15 protein-coding genes are annotated in these 16,739 nt (G+C 68.7%); 14 read left to right on the top strand and 1 reads right to left on the bottom strand.

Features of this window, described 5'->3' with window-relative positions; all coding sequences use genetic code 11:
• Positions 1-4: 4 nt before the first annotated feature.
• Genes IB278_RS08720 through IB278_RS08700 form a run of 5 tightly spaced genes read left to right on the top strand, consistent with a single transcriptional unit; the run spans position 5 to position 6,371 of the window.
• Complete coding sequence (locus tag IB278_RS08720; protein ID WP_145745092.1) at positions 5-1,003, top strand: PQQ-dependent catabolism-associated beta-propeller protein; 999 nt, start codon at positions 5-7, stop codon at positions 1,001-1,003.
• A complete protein-coding gene (locus IB278_RS08715; RefSeq protein WP_145745094.1) occupies positions 1,000-2,181 on the top strand; it encodes a branched-chain amino acid ABC transporter substrate-binding protein in 1,182 nt (393 codons plus the stop codon). The genes IB278_RS08720 and IB278_RS08715 overlap by 4 nt, the downstream gene beginning before the upstream one ends.
• Positions 2,163-3,050 (top strand): ABC transporter permease, encoded by an 888-nt coding sequence (locus IB278_RS08710; protein ID WP_145745096.1) that lies wholly within the window; start codon positions 2,163-2,165, stop codon positions 3,048-3,050. Before IB278_RS08715 ends, IB278_RS08710 begins: the two co-directional genes overlap by 19 nt.
• Positions 3,047-4,060: a Bug family tripartite tricarboxylate transporter substrate binding protein gene (locus tag IB278_RS08705; protein ID WP_145745098.1), complete on the top strand. Its 1,014-nt coding sequence runs from the start codon at positions 3,047-3,049 to the stop codon at positions 4,058-4,060. Before IB278_RS08710 ends, IB278_RS08705 begins: the two co-directional genes overlap by 4 nt.
• Before the next feature lie 13 nt (positions 4,061-4,073).
• Positions 4,074-6,371, top strand: coding sequence for a TonB-dependent receptor (locus IB278_RS08700; protein ID WP_307697918.1), 2,298 nt, complete (start codon positions 4,074-4,076; stop codon positions 6,369-6,371).
• An 18-nt stretch (positions 6,372-6,389) separates the two neighbouring features.
• Here IB278_RS08700 and IB278_RS08695 read toward each other — a convergent pair whose 3' ends face one another.
• On the bottom strand, positions 6,390-7,367 hold the full coding sequence (locus IB278_RS08695; protein ID WP_192323227.1) for a LysR family transcriptional regulator: 978 nt from the start codon (positions 7,365-7,367) through the stop codon (positions 6,390-6,392).
• 120 nt (positions 7,368-7,487) lie between these two features.
• Here IB278_RS08695 and IB278_RS08690 point away from each other — a divergent pair, with 120 nt between their 5' ends.
• The 9 genes from IB278_RS08690 to tkt are packed head-to-tail and all read left to right on the top strand — an operon-like array spanning position 7,488 to position 16,710.
• The gene (locus tag IB278_RS08690; protein WP_145745102.1) at positions 7,488-8,954 is read left to right on the top strand and encodes a form I ribulose bisphosphate carboxylase large subunit; all 1,467 of its coding nucleotides are present in this window, start codon (positions 7,488-7,490) and stop codon (positions 8,952-8,954) included.
• Positions 8,955-8,984: 30 nt separating this feature from the next.
• Positions 8,985-9,404 (top strand): ribulose bisphosphate carboxylase small subunit, encoded by a 420-nt coding sequence (locus tag IB278_RS08685; protein ID WP_192323226.1) that lies wholly within the window; start codon positions 8,985-8,987, stop codon positions 9,402-9,404.
• Positions 9,405-9,440: 36 nt separating this feature from the next.
• The gene (gene cbbX, locus IB278_RS08680; RefSeq protein ID WP_192323225.1) at positions 9,441-10,364 is read left to right on the top strand and encodes a CbbX protein; all 924 of its coding nucleotides are present in this window, start codon (positions 9,441-9,443) and stop codon (positions 10,362-10,364) included.
• Positions 10,361-11,164: an HAD-IA family hydrolase gene (locus tag IB278_RS08675; protein WP_192323224.1), complete on the top strand. Its 804-nt coding sequence runs from the start codon at positions 10,361-10,363 to the stop codon at positions 11,162-11,164. Before cbbX ends, IB278_RS08675 begins: the two co-directional genes overlap by 4 nt.
• Positions 11,165-11,869 (top strand): ribulose-phosphate 3-epimerase, encoded by a 705-nt coding sequence (gene rpe / locus IB278_RS08670; RefSeq protein ID WP_192323223.1) that lies wholly within the window; start codon positions 11,165-11,167, stop codon positions 11,867-11,869.
• On the top strand, positions 11,866-12,597 hold the full coding sequence (locus IB278_RS08665; RefSeq protein WP_192323222.1) for an HAD-IA family hydrolase: 732 nt from the start codon (positions 11,866-11,868) through the stop codon (positions 12,595-12,597). The genes rpe and IB278_RS08665 overlap by 4 nt, the downstream gene beginning before the upstream one ends.
• Before the next feature lie 18 nt (positions 12,598-12,615).
• On the top strand, positions 12,616-13,689 hold the full coding sequence (locus tag IB278_RS08660) for a class 1 fructose-bisphosphatase (RefSeq protein WP_192323221.1): 1,074 nt from the start codon (positions 12,616-12,618) through the stop codon (positions 13,687-13,689).
• A 47-nt stretch (positions 13,690-13,736) separates the two neighbouring features.
• Positions 13,737-14,615 (top strand): phosphoribulokinase, encoded by an 879-nt coding sequence (locus IB278_RS08655; RefSeq protein ID WP_145745114.1) that lies wholly within the window; start codon positions 13,737-13,739, stop codon positions 14,613-14,615.
• A gap of 55 nt (positions 14,616-14,670) precedes the next feature.
• Positions 14,671-16,710 (top strand): transketolase, encoded by a 2,040-nt coding sequence (gene tkt / locus IB278_RS08650; RefSeq protein WP_192323220.1) that lies wholly within the window; start codon positions 14,671-14,673, stop codon positions 16,708-16,710.
• Positions 16,711-16,739: the final 29 nt, after the last annotated feature.

The following is a 16,739-nucleotide window of genomic DNA, read 5'->3' as shown; positions in this document are numbered from 1 at the left end:
TCGCATGCCGCAACCTTTCCTGCCCCCGCTTGCGCGCGCCCGGTTCCGCGCGGCCGCTAGCGCGTTCGCGCTGGCCGCCGCAAGCGCCGCCGCGCTGGCGCAGGGCACCGCCTATGTGTCGAGCGAGAAGGACAGCGCGCTGACGATGATCGACCTGGCAACCCTGGCCGTGAAGGGCACGATCCCGACCTGCAAGCGCGCGCGCCACATCCAGCTCACGCCCGAGCGCCAGATCATGGTGGCCTGCACTGATTCCAACCAGGCCGACCTGATCGACCCCGCGAGCGGCAAGTCGGTGCGGCGCATTCCGCTGGGCGATGAACCCGAGGCTTTCGACCTGTCGCCCGACGGCAAGGTCATCTATGTCTCCAACGAGGATGCGGGCGAGGCCAGCTTCATCGACGCGGCCAGCGGCAAGAAGCTGCGCTCGGTCAAGGTGGGCGCGGAGCCGGAGGGCGTCAAGGTCAGCGCCGACGGCAAGACGCTGTACGTCACGTCGGAGGTGGCAAGCCTGGTGCACGTGATCGACACGGCCAGCGGCAAGGTCGTGAAGAACATCAAGGTCGGCAAGCGCCCGCGGCGCATGGCCATCACGCCCGACGGCAAGGAGCTCTGGGTCACCAACGAGCTGGGCGCGAGCGTCAGCATCGTCTCCACTGCCACCAACGAGGTGATCGACACGCTCAAGTTCGAAGTGAAAGGCGCGCGCGCCGAGGACATCACGCCCGTGGGCATCCAGATGACGAGCGACGGCAAGCGGGCCTTCGTGGGCCTTGGTCGCGCCAACCACGTGGCCTTCGTCGACGTGCCCGGCCGCAAGGTCGGCTCGCTGGTGCTGGTCGGCAAGCGGGCCTGGAACGTCACGCTCGACAAGGCGCAGGCGCGGCTCTACGTCGTCAACGGCCTGAGCGACGACGTGACGGTGGTCGACGTGGCCGGCGCCAAGGCCGTCAAGAGCGTTCCGGTAGGGCGCGTGCCCTATGGGCTCGTGATCGTCGAATGAGGACGCGCGCAACGGCTTCCTGCTTCGCGGGCGCGTGGTTGATGGCCGTGGCGCTCGTGGCGCCGGCGGCGGCGGGCGCGGCCGTGCTCAAGGCCACGCTGATCACGCCGGACGACGATCCGCGCCTGGAGCGCTCGCGGCTGGAGCGTGCCTACCTGGGACACCCGGGCGGCCGGCTTTCCGACGGGCTCGAGGTCGCGCTCGAGGAGACGAAGTTCGAACTGGAGGCCGCGGGTGCCGAGGTGGCGCTGGCCAGCGCGCCGGCCGCGACCCTCGAGGCGGCGCGCGCCGCCGCGGTGGCGGCCGAGAAGAACGGCGCGGCGGTGCTGCTGACCGACCTGCCGGCCGAATGGACGCTGGCCGTGGCCGATGCCGTGAAGCTGCCGGTGCTGAACCTGGGCGACGCCTCCGACCGGCTGCGCCAGCAGGATTGCCGCGCCCGCATGTTCCACCTGATTCCGAGCGAACGGATGCGCAGCGATGCGCTGGCGCAGACGCTGGTGTCGCGCAAATGGAGCAAGCTGCTCCTGCTGGTGGGTGGCAGCCCGCAGGACGCGCTGCGTGCGGCCACCGTGCAGGCGTCGATCAGGCGCTACGGCCTGCAGGTGGTGGCCAGCAAGCCGTTCAAGCTCTCGGCCGACCCGCGCGAGCGTGATCTCGCCAACCCGCTGCTGCTCACGGCCGGCAACAGCTATGACGCCGTGTGGGTGGTCGACAGCGACGGCGAATTCGCGCGCATGCTGCCCTACCGCACGGTGCTGCCGCGGCCGGTGGTGGGCGACGGCGGGCTGGTGGCGCTGGCCTGGCATGCGCAGTTCGAGCGCTACGGCGCGCCGCAGGTCTCGCGCCGCTTCGCCAAGGCCGCGAAACGCCCGATGACCGCGCAGGACTGGGCCGCATGGATGGCCGGCAAGACCCTGGCGGCCGCCGCCATTGCCGCGCCCAAGGGGCCGAACGCGGCCTGGGCCCAGGCCATCGGCAAGAGCACGCTCGACGGTTCCAAGGGCACCAGCCTGAGCTTCCGCGCCTGGGATGGCCAGCTGCGCCAGCCCATGCTGCTGACCGACGGGCAGGGCGTGATCGCGCAGGCGCCGGCCGAAGGCGTGCTGCACCCGCGCAACGTGCTCGACACGCTGGGCGCCGATGCACCGGAGAAGCTATGTCCGATCGCGCGCTAGAAACCCCAAAGCCTGCGGGCGAACAGGCCGAACCGCTGGCACGTCGCGGGCTGGGCCACGCGCTGCAGGCGATGCGCGCCATCATGCTGCGCGAGCTCTACAAGTTCTCGCAGCAGACCGGGCGACTGGTGTCGGCGCTGGTGCGGCCGCTGCTGTGGCTGGCGGTGTTCGCGGCCGGTTTCCGCAACGTGTTCGGCGTCGCGATCGTCGAGCCCTACGACACCTACATTCCGTACGACGTCTACATCGTGCCGGGGCTGGTCGGCATGGTGCTGCTGTTCAACGGCATGCAGTCGTCGCTGGCCATGGTCTACGACCGCGAGATGGGCCTGATGCGCCTTTTGCTCACGGCGCCGCTGCCGCGGCCGTGGCTGCTGTTCTCCAAGCTCTGCGCCACCGCGCTGCTGTCGGTGCTGCAGGCGCTGGTGTTCGTGGTGGTGGCGGCGCTGATCGGCACCGAGCTGCCGCTGCTATCGCTTGCCGGGCTGCATGCGCTGGTGGCGCTGGCGGCCGGCGCGCTCATGCTGGGCGCGCTCGGGCTGCTGCTGTCGGTGCACATCAAGCAGCTGGAGAACTTCGCGGGCACGATGAACTTCGTCATCTTCCCGATGTACTTCCTTTCGACCGCGCTCTACCCGCTGTGGAAGCTGCAGGAATCGGGCGCCGAATGGGTGTACCAGCTGGCGCGCTTCAATCCCTTCACCTACGCGGTGGAGTGGATCCGCTTCGCGCTCTACGGCAAGGACCCGGGCCTGGCGCCCTATGTGGTGCTGGGCTGCCTGGTCGTTTTCTTCGGGCTCGCCTGCTGGGGCTACGACCCGCAGCGCGGCTTCGGCGGCCTGACCAAGCGCGGCGGAGGCGGGCCATGAGCCGGAGGCAGGCCGCGGGCGGGCAGGGCGGCGCCACCCGGCGCGGCTGGCTTCGCGGGGCCGGCGTGCTGGCACTGGGCGCATTGCCCTTGGCCCGGGCGATGGCGTCGACCGAGCCCTTTCCTTCGCGGCCCGTCACGCTGTGGGTGCCCTGGCCCGCGGGCGGCGCCACCGACATCTCGCTGCGGATCCTGGCCGAGCTGGCCTCGGTTGCGCTCGGGCAGCCGGTGCTGACCGAAAACCGCGGCGGCGCCGGCGGCACGCTGGCCATGCCGGTGCTGCAGCAGGCGCGGCCCGATGGTTACACCATCGCCCAGATGCCGCAGCCGGTGTTCCGCGCGCCGCACACGCAGAAGGTGCTGTGGGACCCGATCCGCGACGTGACGCCGATCATCCAGGTGTCCAGCGTCACCTTCGGCGTGCTGGTCGCGGCCGGCAGCCCGATGCGTTCGCTCGAAGACATGTTCGCATTCGCGCGGGCCCGGCCCGGCGAACTGACCATTGCCACCAACGGCATCGGCACCACGCCGCACATGGTGCTGGAGACGCTGTTCACGGCGCGCGGCCTGCGCTACATCCATGTGCCGTACAAGGGCACGGCCGAGCAGCTCAATGCGATTGCGGGCGGGCAGGTGATGGCCGGCGTCAATTCCACCGGCTTCGGGCCCGCGGTCGACGCGGGCACGCTGCGGCTGCTGGCGATCTTTTCCGGCGAGCGTTCGAAGCGCTGGCCACAGGTGCCCGTGCTGCGCGAGCTCGGCTTCGACATCGTGGCCAAGTCGCCCTATGGGCTGGCCGGCCCGCGCGGCCTGTCGCGCGGCGTGGTGGCGGTGCTGCACGACGCTTTCAAGAAAGCCATGTTCGACCCGCGCTTCAGGGACGAACTCGCCAAGTACGACCAGGAGGTCGACTACCTCGGTCCGGAGGCCTACGCGCAGTCGTGCCGCGAAATCTTCGCGCAGGAGCGCGCCATCGTCGAAAAGCTGGGCCTCGCGCGCACCGGCACTTGAGGGGGAGAACGCCGTGAGCCGACCGAAATTGCCCACCGCCCGCCGGCTGATCGGCCTTGCCGTGGCGGCCGCTGCCTGCCCCCTGCCCGGACAGGCGCAGGAGGCCGGCGCGGCCCAGCCGGGCAGTCTGCCGGCCGTCGAGGTGGTCGCCACCACGCCGGTGCCGGGCATCGAGGTACCAAAGGACCAGATCCCGTCCAACGTGCAGACCGCCGACGACCTGCACCTGCGCCGCGCGCAGAGCCTGAACCTGCCGGACTTCATGGCCACGCAGCTGCCCAGCGTGAACGTGAACGAGATCCAGGGCAATCCGTACCAGGTCGACGTGAACTACCGCGGCTTCAGCGCGAGCCCGGTGCTCGGCACGCCGCAGGGCCTGTCGGTGTACCAGGACGGCGTGCGCATCAACGAGCCCTTCGGCGACGTGGTGAACTGGGACCTGATCCCGAAGGCCGCCATATCGAGCATCACGCTGCTGCCGGGCTCCAACCCGCTGTTCGGCCTCAACACGCTCGGCGGTGCGCTGTCGCTGCAGACCAAGCGCGGCGACACGCACCCCGGCACCGAGCTGGAGCTGCAGGCCGGCTCCTTCGGCCGCGTGAGCACCGAACTCACGCATGGCCGCAAGCTGGCCGAAGGCGGGCACCTGTTCCTCGCGCTCGGCGGCCTCAACGAAGACGGCTGGCGCAATTTCTCGCCCTCGCGCGTGCGCCAGCTGTTTGCCAAGGTCGGGCAGGACAGCGGAAGGCTTTCCTGGGACCTGAGCTTCACCCATGGCGACAACCGGATGATCGGCAACGGCCTGCTGCCCGAGTCGATGCTGATGCAGAACCGCAAGCAGGTCTACACGCGGCCCGACCGCACCAACAACCGCATGTCGATGCTCACGCTCAACGCCAGCTACCGCCTGAGCGACCAGCAGACGATTTCCATGACCGCCTACTCGCGGCGTTCGCGCTACAGCACGCTCAATGGCGACCTCAACGACGATTTCAATCCGCCGGACAACGAGGCCACGGGCGTGGAGAACCGCACCTACACGCGCCAGCATGGCGAAGGCGTGGCGCTGCAGTCGACCTATGCCGCGGGCATTCACCAGCTCACCTTCGGTGCCTCGGTGGACCGCGCGCGCACGCACTTCCGCCAGACCGAGGCCGAGGGCCTGCTGGACTCCACGCGCGCGGTGGTGCCGCAGGAAGAAGCCGAAGTCGATGCGCTGCTCGCGGGCAGGAGCCGCACTGCGAGCCTCTATTTTTCCGACCTGGTGAGCCTGCGGCCGAACCTGCAGCTGAGCCTCTCGGGCCGCTACAACGACACCCGCGTGAGCACCCGCGACGAGGGGCGCGCCTTGCTCGGGCTGTCCACGCAGCTCGACGGCGAAGGCCGCTACAAGAAGTTCAATCCCGCCATCGGCCTCACATGGCAGGCCACGCCGCGGCTCACGGCCTACGCGGGCTGGAGCCAGGGCAGCCGCGCGCCGAGCCCGATCGAGCTCGGCTGCTCCGACCCGGCCAACGCTTGCGTGCTGCCCAACGCGCTGCAGTCCGATCCGCCGCTCAAGCAGGTGGTGTCGCAGACATTCGAAACCGGACTGCGCGGCACGCTCGACTCCGGCATGCGCTGGAATGCCTCGGTGTTCCGCACCGTCAACAAGGACGACCTGCTGTTCGTGAGCAGCGGGCTCTCGCGCGGCTACTTCAGCAACTTCGGGCGCACCCTGCGCCAGGGCGTGGAACTCGGCCTTTCGCAGCACACGGACCGCGTCGACTGGTCGCTGTCGTACAGCTACCTGCGCGCGAGGTACGACTCGCCGGCCTGCCTCGTGGCCGAAGCGAACAGCAGCGCCGAGACCAGCCCCGCCTGCACCGGCGAGGGCGAGATCGCGGTGCGCCGCGGCGACCGCCTGCCGGGGCTGCCGGCGCATTCGCTCAAGCTCAATGTCGACTGGCGCGTGACCCCCGAGTGGACGCTGGGCGCGCAGTACCGCGTGTATTCGAAGCAGACGGTGCGCGGCAACGAGAACGGCCTGCACGCGCCCGACGGGGCCGACTTCAGCGGCAGCGGCCGCATCGGCGGCTACGCGCTGCTCGACCTCACGACGCGCTGGAAGCTCGGGCGCAACCTCGAACTCTTTGCCAAGGTGGCGAACGTGTTCAACCGCCGCTATGCCACGGCGGGCCAGCTGGGCCGCAACGGCTTCGATGCGAGCGGCGCGGTGGCGGCGCCCGATGCATGGCGCAATGCGCAGTTCGTGGCGCCGGGCGCGCCGCGCGCGGTGTGGATCGGCATGCGGGTGCAGCTGGGCGTCTGAGACCGCGCGCCGAAAAGCTCAGGCCGCGCGCCGCACGCTGCGCTTCCTCGCAGCGGTGCGAGGTGCCGGCAGCGTGCCGAGCTGCTGCTGGATCTGCGCCTGGCCATGTGTGCGCAGGTAGTCCTCGAAGGCCAGCGCCACCTGCGGCAATTGGCGCGACGCCAGGTGCATCACGTACCAGTCGCGCACCACCGGATTGCCCGGCACCGGCAGCACGCCCAGCAGGCCCGCGTTCATCTCGAGCACGCAGGTGTGCATCGACAAAAACGCAATACCGAAGCCCGCGGCGCACATCTGCTTGATGGCCTCGTTGCTCGACAGCTCGGAGCCGATGCGCAGCGGCAGGCCGTGGTCCTTGAAGAAGCGTTCGACCGTGGTGCGCGTGCCCGAGCCGCGCTCGCGCACCAGCATGCGCGTGTCCGAGAGCAGGGCGATGCTCGGCTTGGCCGCAGACATCAGCGGATGCGAGGGCGCCGCGAGAAAGGCCATCGGGTGCTTGGCGAAGGCGCTGGAGTCGGTCTTCAGCTCCGCGGGCGGGCGGCCCATGATGGCGATGTCGATCTCCTGGCCCGCGAGCATGCGCACGATCTCGTCGCGGTTGCCGACCTGCAGCTTGACCTTCACCTTCGGGTGCTCCTTGGCGAAGTTCACGAGGATGGGCGGCAGCAGGTACTCGGCCGTGGTGATGGCGCCCACGCGCAAGGTGCCCGAGAACACCCCCTGCAGCATGGCCATTTCGTCGCCGGCCTCGCGCCACAGGTCGAGGATGCGGCCGGCATAGCCCGCGAGCAATTCGCCCGCCTCGGTCAGCCGGATGCCGCGGCCCGTGCGCTGCAAGAGCGGCGTGCCGGCCGACTCCTCGAGTGTGCCGATCTGTATCGACACCGCGGGTTGCGTCAGATGCATTTCGTCTGCAGCAAGCGAAACGCTGCCGAGCCGCGCCACGGCGTGGAAGGTGGCGAGCTGGCGAAAGCTCGCGTGCTTGGAAAGAGGCATGAAGTGATATTAGGTTCGGCAAATGTGAATGTCAAAAGATTTAATTTTTCTTTATCTTTCACGAGGCCTACATTCACTTCACCAGACAGCACCAAACCCCTTCTTTTCGAGAGGCACTCCATGGGCAACATGAACGAAGCAATCCAGATCACCGACGCCAAGAAGCGCTACTCGGCCGGTGTGCTCAAGTACGCGCAGATGGGCTACTGGGACGGCGACTACGTGCCCAAGGACACCGACATCCTCGCGCTCTTCCGCATCACGCCCCAGGAGGGCGTGGACGCCATCGAGGCCGCCGCTGCGGTGGCGGGCGAATCGTCCACCGCCACCTGGACCGTGGTGTGGACCGACCGCCTCACGGCCTGCGACATGTACCGCGCCAAGGCCTACAAGGTCGAGCCGGTGCCCAACAACCCGGGCCAGTACTTCTGCTACGTGGCCTACGACCTCTCGCTGTTCGAGGAAGGCTCGATCACCAACGTGACGGCTTCCATCATCGGCAACGTCTTCAGCTTCAAGCCGCTGAAGGCCGCGCGGCTGGAAGACATGAAGTTCCCGGTGGCCTACGTCAAGACCTTTCCCGGCCCGCCGACCGGCATCGTGGTGGAGCGCGAGCGGCTCGACAAGTTCGGCCGGCCCCTGCTCGGCGCGACCACCAAGCCGAAGCTCGGACTCTCGGGCCGCAACTACGGCCGCGTGGTGTACGAGGGCCTGCGCGGCGGGCTCGACTTCATGAAGGACGACGAGAACATCAACTCGCAGCCCTTCATGCACTGGCGCGACCGCTTCCTGTTCGTGATGGACGCGGTCAACAAGGCCAGCGCCGCCACCGGCGAGGTCAAGGGCAGCTACCTGAACGTCACGGCCGGCACCATGGAAGAGATGTACCGCCGCGCACAGTTCGCCAAGGAGCTCGGCTCGGTGATCGTGATGATCGACCTGGTCGTCGGCTACACGGCCATCCAGTCGATGAGCCACTGGTGCCGCCAGAACGACATGATCCTGCACCTGCACCGCGCGGGCCACGGCACCTACACGCGCCAGAAGAACCACGGCGTGAGCTTCCGCGTGATCGCCAAGTGGATGCGCCTGGCGGGCGTGGACCACATCCACGCGGGCACGGCCGTCGGCAAGCTCGAAGGCGACCCGATGACGGTGCAGGGCTACTACAACGTCTGCCGCGACACGCGCACCAAGGTCGACCTGCCGCGCGGCATCTACTTCGACCAGGACTGGGGCGCGCTGCGCAAGGTGATGCCGGTGGCCTCGGGGGGCATCCATGCCGGCCAGATGCACCAGCTGCTCGACCTGTTCGGCGACGACGTGGTGCTGCAGTTCGGCGGCGGCACCATCGGCCATCCGCAGGGCATCCAGGCCGGGGCCACGGCCAACCGCGTGGCGCTCGAAGCCATGGTGCTGGCACGCAACGAGGGCCGCGACATCGCCAACGAGGGCCCGCAGATCCTGCGCGACGCGGCCAAGTGGTGCACGCCGCTGGCGGCCGCGCTCGACACATGGGGCGAGATCTCCTTCAACTACGCCTCCACCGATACCTCCGACTACGTGCCGACGCCATCGGTGGCCTGAACCCGCTTTCCAGTTCCAGGAGCAACAGACATGCGAATCACACAAGGCACCTTTTCCTTCCTGCCCGACCTGAGCGACGAGCAGATCAGCCGCCAGGTCGAGTACTGCCTGGACAAGGGCTGGGCCATCGGCCTCGAATACACCGACGACCCCCATCCGCGCAACACCTTCTGGGAGATGTTCGGCAACCCGATGTTCGACATCAAGGATGCGGCCGGCGTCATGCTCGAACTCGCGGCCTGCCGCAAGACCTTCCCGCAGCAGTACATCCGCGTGACGGCTTTCGATTCGACGCACGGCACCGAGTCGGTCGTGATGTCCTTCATCGTCAACCGGCCGTCGAACGAACCGGGCTTCCGCCTGATCCGCACCGAGGAGCCGGGCCGCACGATCCGCTACAGCATCGAGAGCTATGCGGCGCAGGCGCGGCCCGAAGGCAGCCGCTACTGATCGAACCCTTTCGCACGCGCATTGCAAGAGGCACGCATGGACGCCACCGAATCCCCCGCCGCAACGGCCACGGCGCCGAGGCAGCTCTTCGAGTCTTCGGGCGTGAAGGCGCTGCTCGACCAGCTCGACGCCGAGCTGATCGGGCTGGCGCCGGTCAAGGGCCGCATCCGCGACATCGCGGCGCTGCTCCTGATCGACAAGCTGCGCCAGGCGCAGGGGCTGCAGTCGCAGCCGCCTTCGCTGCACATGTCGTTCACGGGCAACCCGGGCACCGGAAAGACCACGGTGGCGATGCGCATGGCCGAGGTGCTCAAGCAGCTGGGCTATGTGCGCAAGGGCCACCTGGTGGCGGTGACGCGCGACGACCTGGTGGGCCAGTTCATCGGCCACACGGCGCCCAAGACCAAGGAAGTGATCAAGAAGGCGATGGGCGGCGTGCTGTTCATCGACGAGGCCTACTACCTCTACCGGCCCGAGAATGAACGCGACTACGGGCAGGAGGCCATCGAGATCCTGCTGCAGGTGATGGAGAACCAGCGCGACGACCTGGTGGTGATTCTTGCGGGCTACAAGGACCGCATGGAGACCTTCTTCGGCAGCAACCCGGGCATGGCCTCGCGCATTGCGCACCACATCGATTTTCCGGACTACAGCGAGGCCGAGCTGATGCAGATCGCGCAGCTCATGCTGGGGCGGCTGAACTACAGCTTCGACGACGGCGCGGCCTCCACCTTCTCGCGCTACGTGAGCCTGCGCCGGCAGCAGCCGCACTTTGCCAATGCGCGATCGATCCGCAACGCGCTCGACCGCATCCGGCTGCGCCACGCCACGCGCCTGTTCGGCAGCGACGAGGCCCTGACGCGCGAGCAGCTCTGCACGCTGCAGGCGCAGGACATCCTGGCCAGCCGTGTCTTCAATGCGCCGGCGGACGCTCCGCAGGCCGAAGGAGAAAAGAGATGAGCATCGAAGCCCTGGTCTTCGACGTCGACGGCACCCTGGCCGACACCGAGGAAGTGCACCGCATGGCCTTCAACCTGGCTTTCGAGCAGCTCGGGCTCGGCTGGCACTGGAGCCAGGCCGAATACCGCGCGCTGCTGGCGGTCACGGGCGGCAAGGAGCGCATGAAGGCCTACATCGATTCGCTGCCGCTGGGTGCATCCGAGAAGAAGCGGCTGCATGAACGCGTGCCGGCCATCCATGTGGCCAAGACGCAGCACTACACCGACATCGCGCGGCGCGGCGGCATCGAGCTGCGCACCGGCGTGCTGCGGTTTCTGGAGGAGGCTCAGCGCGCCGGCCTGCGCCTGGCGATTGCCAGCACCACCACCGCCGTCAACATCGACGCGCTGCTGCAGGCCACGCTCGGCCCGCGCGGCCTCACGATGTTCGACGTGATCGCCTGCGGCGACCAGGTGCGCGCGAAGAAGCCGGCGTCCGACATCTACCTGCTGGCGCTCGACACGCTGGGCGTGCCGCCCGAACGCGCCATCGCCATCGAGGACTCGCCCAACGGGCTGCGCTCGGCGCTGGGCGCTGGTCTCTGGACGCTGGTCACGCCGACCTTCTGGACCGAAGGCAGCGATTTCAGCGGCGCCGGGCTGGTGCTGCCGAGCCTGGGCGACCCCACTCAGCCGCTGGCCGGCGAGCCCGGCGGTTGCCTGGCATCGGCGGCGTGGCTCGGAATCGAAGAACTGTTGCGTATGGCCACCGTGGCGCCGCCAGTGAATGCCGTGCAGGCGCTTTACCGTGAGGACAGTTAGATGCAGAACGAAAAAAACACCATGCGGATCGCGCCCAGCCTGCTGTCGGCGAACTTCGCACGGCTCGGCGAGGAGGTCACGGCGGTCATCGAAGCCGGTGCCGACCTGATCCATTTCGATGTCATGGACAACCACTATGTTCCAAATCTGACAATCGGTCCGCTGGTCTGCGAGGCCATCAAGCCCTATGCGACGGTGCCGATCGACGTGCACCTGATGGTCAAGCCGGTCGATGCGCTGATCCCGATGTTCGCGCAGGCCGGCGCCTCGATCATTTCGTTTCATCCCGAGGCCAGCGAGCACATCGACCGCACGATCCGGTTGATCAGGGACAGCGGCTGCAGGGCCGGCCTGGTGCTCAACCCCGCCACGCCGCTTGCGGTGCTCGACCATGTGCTGGACCAGCTCGACCTGGTGCTGCTGATGTCGGTCAATCCCGGCTTCGGCGGCCAGAGCTTCATCGAGAGCGTGCTGCCGAAGATCGAGGCGGTGCGCCGCCGCATCGATGCCAGCGGGCGCGAGATCTGGCTGGAGGTCGATGGCGGCGTGAAGCCCGGCAACGCCGCGCGCATCGGCGCCGCGGGTGCCGACACCCTGGTGGCGGGCTCGGCCGTGTTCAACGGCGGCCGCTACCGCGAGGCCATCGGCGCCATCCGCGTGCAGGCACTGCAGGGCCGCGAGTCGATGGAAGGGCGTCCCGCATGACGAAAGAAGAGTTGCACGGCATCGATGCGATCGCCTTCGACCTCGACGGCACGCTGGTCGACAGCGCGCCCGACATCCGGCATGCGCTGAACTGCGCGCTCGAGGAAGCCGGGCTGGCCTGCTTCGAGCTGGACACCGTGCGCGCGTGGATCGGCGACGGCCCCGACGCGCTGATCCTGCAGGCGCTGCGCGAGCACGGGCTCGGCGGCAGCGAGGCGCTGCGCGGCCGGCTGCGCAAGTCCTTCGATGCCGCCACGCTGGCGGCGCCATTGAAGTTCGGCAGCGTGTTCGAGGGCATTGCCGCACTCGTCTCCGGCCTGCGCCGCACGCTGCCGATGGTGGTGGTCACGAACAAGCCGACGCCGCTGGCACGCGCCGTGCTGGATGCAGCAGGTCTGCTGCCGGCGATGGCGGGGGTTCACGGCGCCGACACCGCAGCGCAGCGCAAGCCCGCGCCGCTCCTGCTGCAGGCCGCGGCGCGCCAGCTGGGCGTGGAACCCGCGAGGCTGCTGATGGTGGGCGACGGCCCGGCCGACCTGCTCGCGGCACAGGCAGCGGGCTGTCCGGCCGCGCTGGTGGCCTGGGGCTATGGCGGCCATGCGGCGGCGAATGCGGGCGAAGCGGCGCGCGCATGGCGCGTCTCGACGCCGCAGCAACTGCTGCTGAGGGCATGCGAGTCGCGCGCTGCGGGCCGCCGAGACGAAGAAATGACGACCCGGATTTTTTGATTCAACCAGGAGACGATCATGCCCATTGCAGGCAAGGCCACGCTGACCCAGTACATCATCGAGGAGCGCCGCCGCCACCCCGGTGCCACGGGCGCGCTCAACGCGCTCATCACCGACGTCTCCCTTGCCTGCAAGGCGATCTCGCGCAAGGTGGCGCTCGGCGCCCTCGGCGACGTACTCGGCAGCGCGAGCACGCAGAACGTGCAGGGCGAGGAACAGAAGACGCTCGACGTGCTGAGCAACGACATGTTCCTGCGCGCCAACGAGTGGGGCGGCCACGTGGCGGGCATGGTCTCGGAAGAGATGGAAGAGCCCTACCTGCCGCCGCAGCAGTACCCGCGCGGCAAGTACCTGCTGCTGTTCGATCCGCTCGACGGCTCGTCGAACATCGACGTCAACGTGGCGGTGGGCAGCATCTTCTCGATCCTGCGCGCGCCCACGCCAGAGGCCGACGCCAGGCCTGAAGACTTCCTGCAGCCCGGCACCGAGCAGGTGGGGGCCGGCTATGCGATCTACGGCCCCTCGACCATGCTGGTGCTGACGCTGGGCAACGGCACGCATGCCTTCACGCTCGATCCGCAGCTGGGCGAATGGGTGCTGAGCCATCCGAACCTGAGCATTCCGCGGCAGACCAGCGAGTTCGCGATCAACGCCTCGAACAGCCGCTTCTGGGAGCCGGCCGTGAAGCGCTACGTCGACGAATGCCTGGCCGGCAGGGAAGGCCCGCGCGGCATCGACTTCAACATGCGGTGGATCGCCTCGCTGGTGGCCGAAACGCACCGCATCCTGATGCGCGGCGGCGTCTTCATGTACCCGCGCGACAGCAAGGAAGCCGGACGCGACGGGCGCCTGCGGCTGCTCTACGAGGCCAATCCGATCTCGTTCTTGATCGAGCAGGCCGGCGGCATGGCCAGCACCGGCCGGCGCCGCCTGATGACGGTCGAGCCGGAGTCGATCCACCAGCGCATCGGCTTCGTCTTCGGGTCGTCCGACGAGGTGGCGCGCGTGGAGGCCTACCACAGCGAGGAGCCGCAGGACACCTACCAGGCGCCGCTGTTCGGAAAGCGCGGCCTCTTTGCAACCGCCGCCTGAACGAGACCCCGCCGCCCGCACGAATTCTTCATCTCCCCAAGGCCACCATGTCAGCCAAACATCCCATCGTTGCCATCACCGGCTCGTCCGGCGCGGGCACCACGTCCGTCACGCGGACTTTCGAGAACATCTTCCGCCGCGAGAGCGTCAAGGCGGCCATCGTGGAGGGCGACAGCTTCCATCGCTACGACCGCAATTCCATGAAGGTGGCCATGGCCGAGGCCGAGGCCGCCGGCAACCGCAACTTCAGCCACTTCGGCGAGGACGCCAACCTGTTCGCCGAACTCGAGGCGCTGTTCCGCGACTACGGCGAGGCGGGCGTCGGCCAGAGCCGCAAGTACCTGCACGATGCGCAGGAGGCCGCGCCCTACAAGCAGGAGCCCGGCACTTTCACGCCGTGGGAAACGCTGCCCGACAGCGAGCTGCTGTTCTATGAGGGCCTGCATGGCGGCGTGACCACCGGGAAGGTCGACATCGCGCGCCACGTCGACCTGCTGATCGGCGTGGTGCCGGTGATCAACCTCGAGTGGATCCAGAAGCTGCACCGCGACAAGAACACGCGCGGCTATTCGACCGAGGCCGTGACCGACGTGATCCTGCGCCGGATGAACGAGTACGTGCACTACATCTGCCCGCAGTTCACGCGCACGCACATCAACTTTCAGCGCGTGCCGGTGGTCGACACCTCCGACCCGTTCATTGCGCGCACCATCCCGAGCCCGGACGAGAGCCTGGTCGTGATCCGCTTCGCCAACCCCACGGGCTTCGACTTTCCCTATCTGCTGAGCATGCTGCACGACTCCTTCATGTCGCGGGCCAACACGCTGGTGGTGCCGGGCGGAAAGATGGAGCTCGCGATGCAGCTGATCTTCACGCCGATGATCCTGCGCCTCATGGAGCGCCGCAAGAAGGCCTATGCGATCTAGCGCGCGCCCGCCGCGGCCGAACACCTCACGCACAACGAACCCACCGGAACCTCGCATGACGACTGACAACCTCGCCTTGCGCACGCAGTGCGCCAACGCCATCCGCGCGCTGGCCATGGACGCGGTGCAAGCCGCCAACTCGGGCCACCCGGGCATGCCGATGGGCATGGCCGACATCGCCGAAGCCTTGTGGCGGCATCGCCTGCGGCACGATCCCGCCGATCCGCGCTGGATGAATCGCGACCGCTTCGTCGTTTCCAACGGGCACGGCTCGATGCTGCTGTATGCGCTGCTGCACCTGAGCGGCTATGCGCTGCCGATGGAGGAGCTGCGGCGCTTCCGCCAGCTGCATTCGCGCACGCCGGGCCACCCCGAGGCCGGCGTCACGCCCGGCGTGGAAACCACCACCGGGCCGCTGGGGCAGGGCATCAGCAATGCGGTGGGCATGGCGCTGGCCGAGAAGCTGCTGGCCGAGGAATTCAATCGCCCCGGCCACGAGGTGATCGACCACCGCACCTACGTGTTCCTGGGGGACGGCTGCCTGATGGAAGGCATCAGCCACGAGGCCTGTTCGCTCGCGGGCACCTGGCGCCTGCGCAAGCTGGTGGCGTTCTACGACGACAACGGCATCTCGATCGACGGCGAGGTCGGCGGCTGGTTCAGCGACGACACGCCGGGCCGCTTCGAAGCCTACGGCTGGACCGTGCTGCGCGACGTCGACGGCCATGACGCCGAGGCGCTCGACGCAGCCATTGAAAGCGCCACGGCCGCGGACCGCCCGGTGCTCGTGTGCTGCAAGACGCGCATCGGCCAGGGTTCGCCGAACCGCGCCGGCACCGCGAAGGCGCATGGCGAGGCATTGGGCGAGGCCGAGATCGCGTTGACGCGGCAGGCGCTCGGCTGGAGCGCCGCGCCCTTCGAAGTGCCGGCGGCCATTGCAGAGGCGTGGTCGGCGCGCGAATCGGGCGCCGCGCTGCACAAAGCCTGGCAGGAGCGCTTTGCCGCCTACGCACAGGAGCATCCGGCGCTGGCGCGCGAGTTGCTGCGACGCCATCGCACCGACGCGCCGCTCACTGCAAAAGCCGAGGCAGCCCTGGCTGCGGCCGCGTCGGGCGCCGAGCAGCGCAAGGCATCGGTCGCCACGCGAAAGGCCTCGCAGCAGGTGCTCGACGAAGTCGGCCCGGCGATGCCCGAACTGATCGGCGGTTCGGCCGACCTCACGGGTTCGAACCTCACCGACTGGAAGGGCCACCGCGCGCTCAAGGGCACGGGCACCGGCAACCACGTGCACTACGGCGTGCGCGAGTTCGGCATGGCGGCCATCATGAACGGGCTCGCGCTGCACGGCGGCTTCCGTCCCTTCGGCGGCACCTTCCTGACTTTTTCCGACTACGCGCGCAACGGCGTGCGCATGTCGGCGCTGATGAAGCTGCCGGTCATCTATGTCTTCACGCACGACTCGATCGGGCTCGGCGAGGACGGCCCGACGCACCAGCCGGTGGAGCATGCCTCGAGCCTGCGGCTGATTCCCGATGTCGATGTCTGGCGCCCGGCCGATGCTGCCGAGACGGCCGTGGCATGGCGCCAGGCGCTGCGCCGCGTCGATGGGCCGAGTTGCCTGCTGCTGACGCGCCAGGCGCTGCCGCATGCTGGCGATGGCGAAGAGCGCATCGGATCCATTGCGCGCGGCGCCTATGTGCTGCGCCGTCCGGAGGCGGAGTGCGTCTGCCTGCTGGCAAGCGGCTCCGAGGTGAGCGTGGCGCTGGCCGCCGCGGCCCTGCTGGCGCAGGACGGCATCGAGGCGCGCGTGGTGTCCGTGCCGTGCATGGACGTGTTCGAACGGCAGGACAAGGATTGGCGCCACGCGGTCATTCCGCGCCACCTGCCGCGCGTGGCGGTGGAGGCCGGCAGCACCGGCCTGTGGTGGAAGTTCGTCGGCGAATACGGCGACGTGGTCGGGCTCGACCGCTTCGGCGAATCGGCGCCGGCTGGCGAGCTCTTCAAGCTGTTCGGACTGACCGCCGAAGTGGTGGCCGAGCGCGCCCGCCGCCTGCTTGCGAACGCCGCGCCGGCCGGCCTGAAAGAGGCCGCATGAGCTTCGAAACGCGCGACCTGCCCACGCCC

Origin of the sequence: Variovorax sp. VRV01, from assembly GCF_014852545.1 — a bacterium.
In the GTDB taxonomy this organism is placed as follows: domain Bacteria; phylum Pseudomonadota; class Gammaproteobacteria; order Burkholderiales; family Burkholderiaceae_C; genus Variovorax; species Variovorax beijingensis_A.
The sequence above is the reverse complement of the archived record's forward strand: the minus strand, read 5'-3'. Positions and strand labels throughout refer to the sequence as shown.

Excerpts from the sequence above, each read along its gene's own strand:
- IB278_RS08720 (WP_145745092.1), top strand. The coding sequence starts at position 5 with ATGCCGCAACCTTTCCTGCCCCCGCTTGCGCGCGCCCGGTTCCGCGCG.
- IB278_RS08715 (WP_145745094.1), top strand. The coding sequence starts at position 1,000 with ATGAGGACGCGCGCAACGGCTTCCTGCTTCGCGGGCGCGTGGTTGATG.
- IB278_RS08710 (WP_145745096.1), top strand. The coding sequence starts at position 2,163 with ATGTCCGATCGCGCGCTAGAAACCCCAAAGCCTGCGGGCGAACAGGCC.
- IB278_RS08705 (WP_145745098.1), top strand. The coding sequence starts at position 3,047 with ATGAGCCGGAGGCAGGCCGCGGGCGGGCAGGGCGGCGCCACCCGGCGC.
- IB278_RS08695 (WP_192323227.1), bottom strand. The coding sequence starts at position 7,367 with ATGCCTCTTTCCAAGCACGCGAGCTTTCGCCAGCTCGCCACCTTCCAC.
- IB278_RS08690 (WP_145745102.1), top strand. The coding sequence starts at position 7,488 with ATGGGCAACATGAACGAAGCAATCCAGATCACCGACGCCAAGAAGCGC.
- IB278_RS08685 (WP_192323226.1), top strand. The coding sequence starts at position 8,985 with ATGCGAATCACACAAGGCACCTTTTCCTTCCTGCCCGACCTGAGCGAC.
- cbbX (WP_192323225.1), top strand. The coding sequence starts at position 9,441 with ATGGACGCCACCGAATCCCCCGCCGCAACGGCCACGGCGCCGAGGCAG.
- IB278_RS08675 (WP_192323224.1), top strand. The coding sequence starts at position 10,361 with ATGAGCATCGAAGCCCTGGTCTTCGACGTCGACGGCACCCTGGCCGAC.
- rpe (WP_192323223.1), top strand. The coding sequence starts at position 11,165 with ATGCAGAACGAAAAAAACACCATGCGGATCGCGCCCAGCCTGCTGTCG.
- IB278_RS08665 (WP_192323222.1), top strand. The coding sequence starts at position 11,866 with ATGACGAAAGAAGAGTTGCACGGCATCGATGCGATCGCCTTCGACCTC.
- IB278_RS08660 (WP_192323221.1), top strand. The coding sequence starts at position 12,616 with ATGCCCATTGCAGGCAAGGCCACGCTGACCCAGTACATCATCGAGGAG.
- IB278_RS08655 (WP_145745114.1), top strand. The coding sequence starts at position 13,737 with ATGTCAGCCAAACATCCCATCGTTGCCATCACCGGCTCGTCCGGCGCG.
- tkt (WP_192323220.1), top strand. The coding sequence starts at position 14,671 with ATGACGACTGACAACCTCGCCTTGCGCACGCAGTGCGCCAACGCCATC.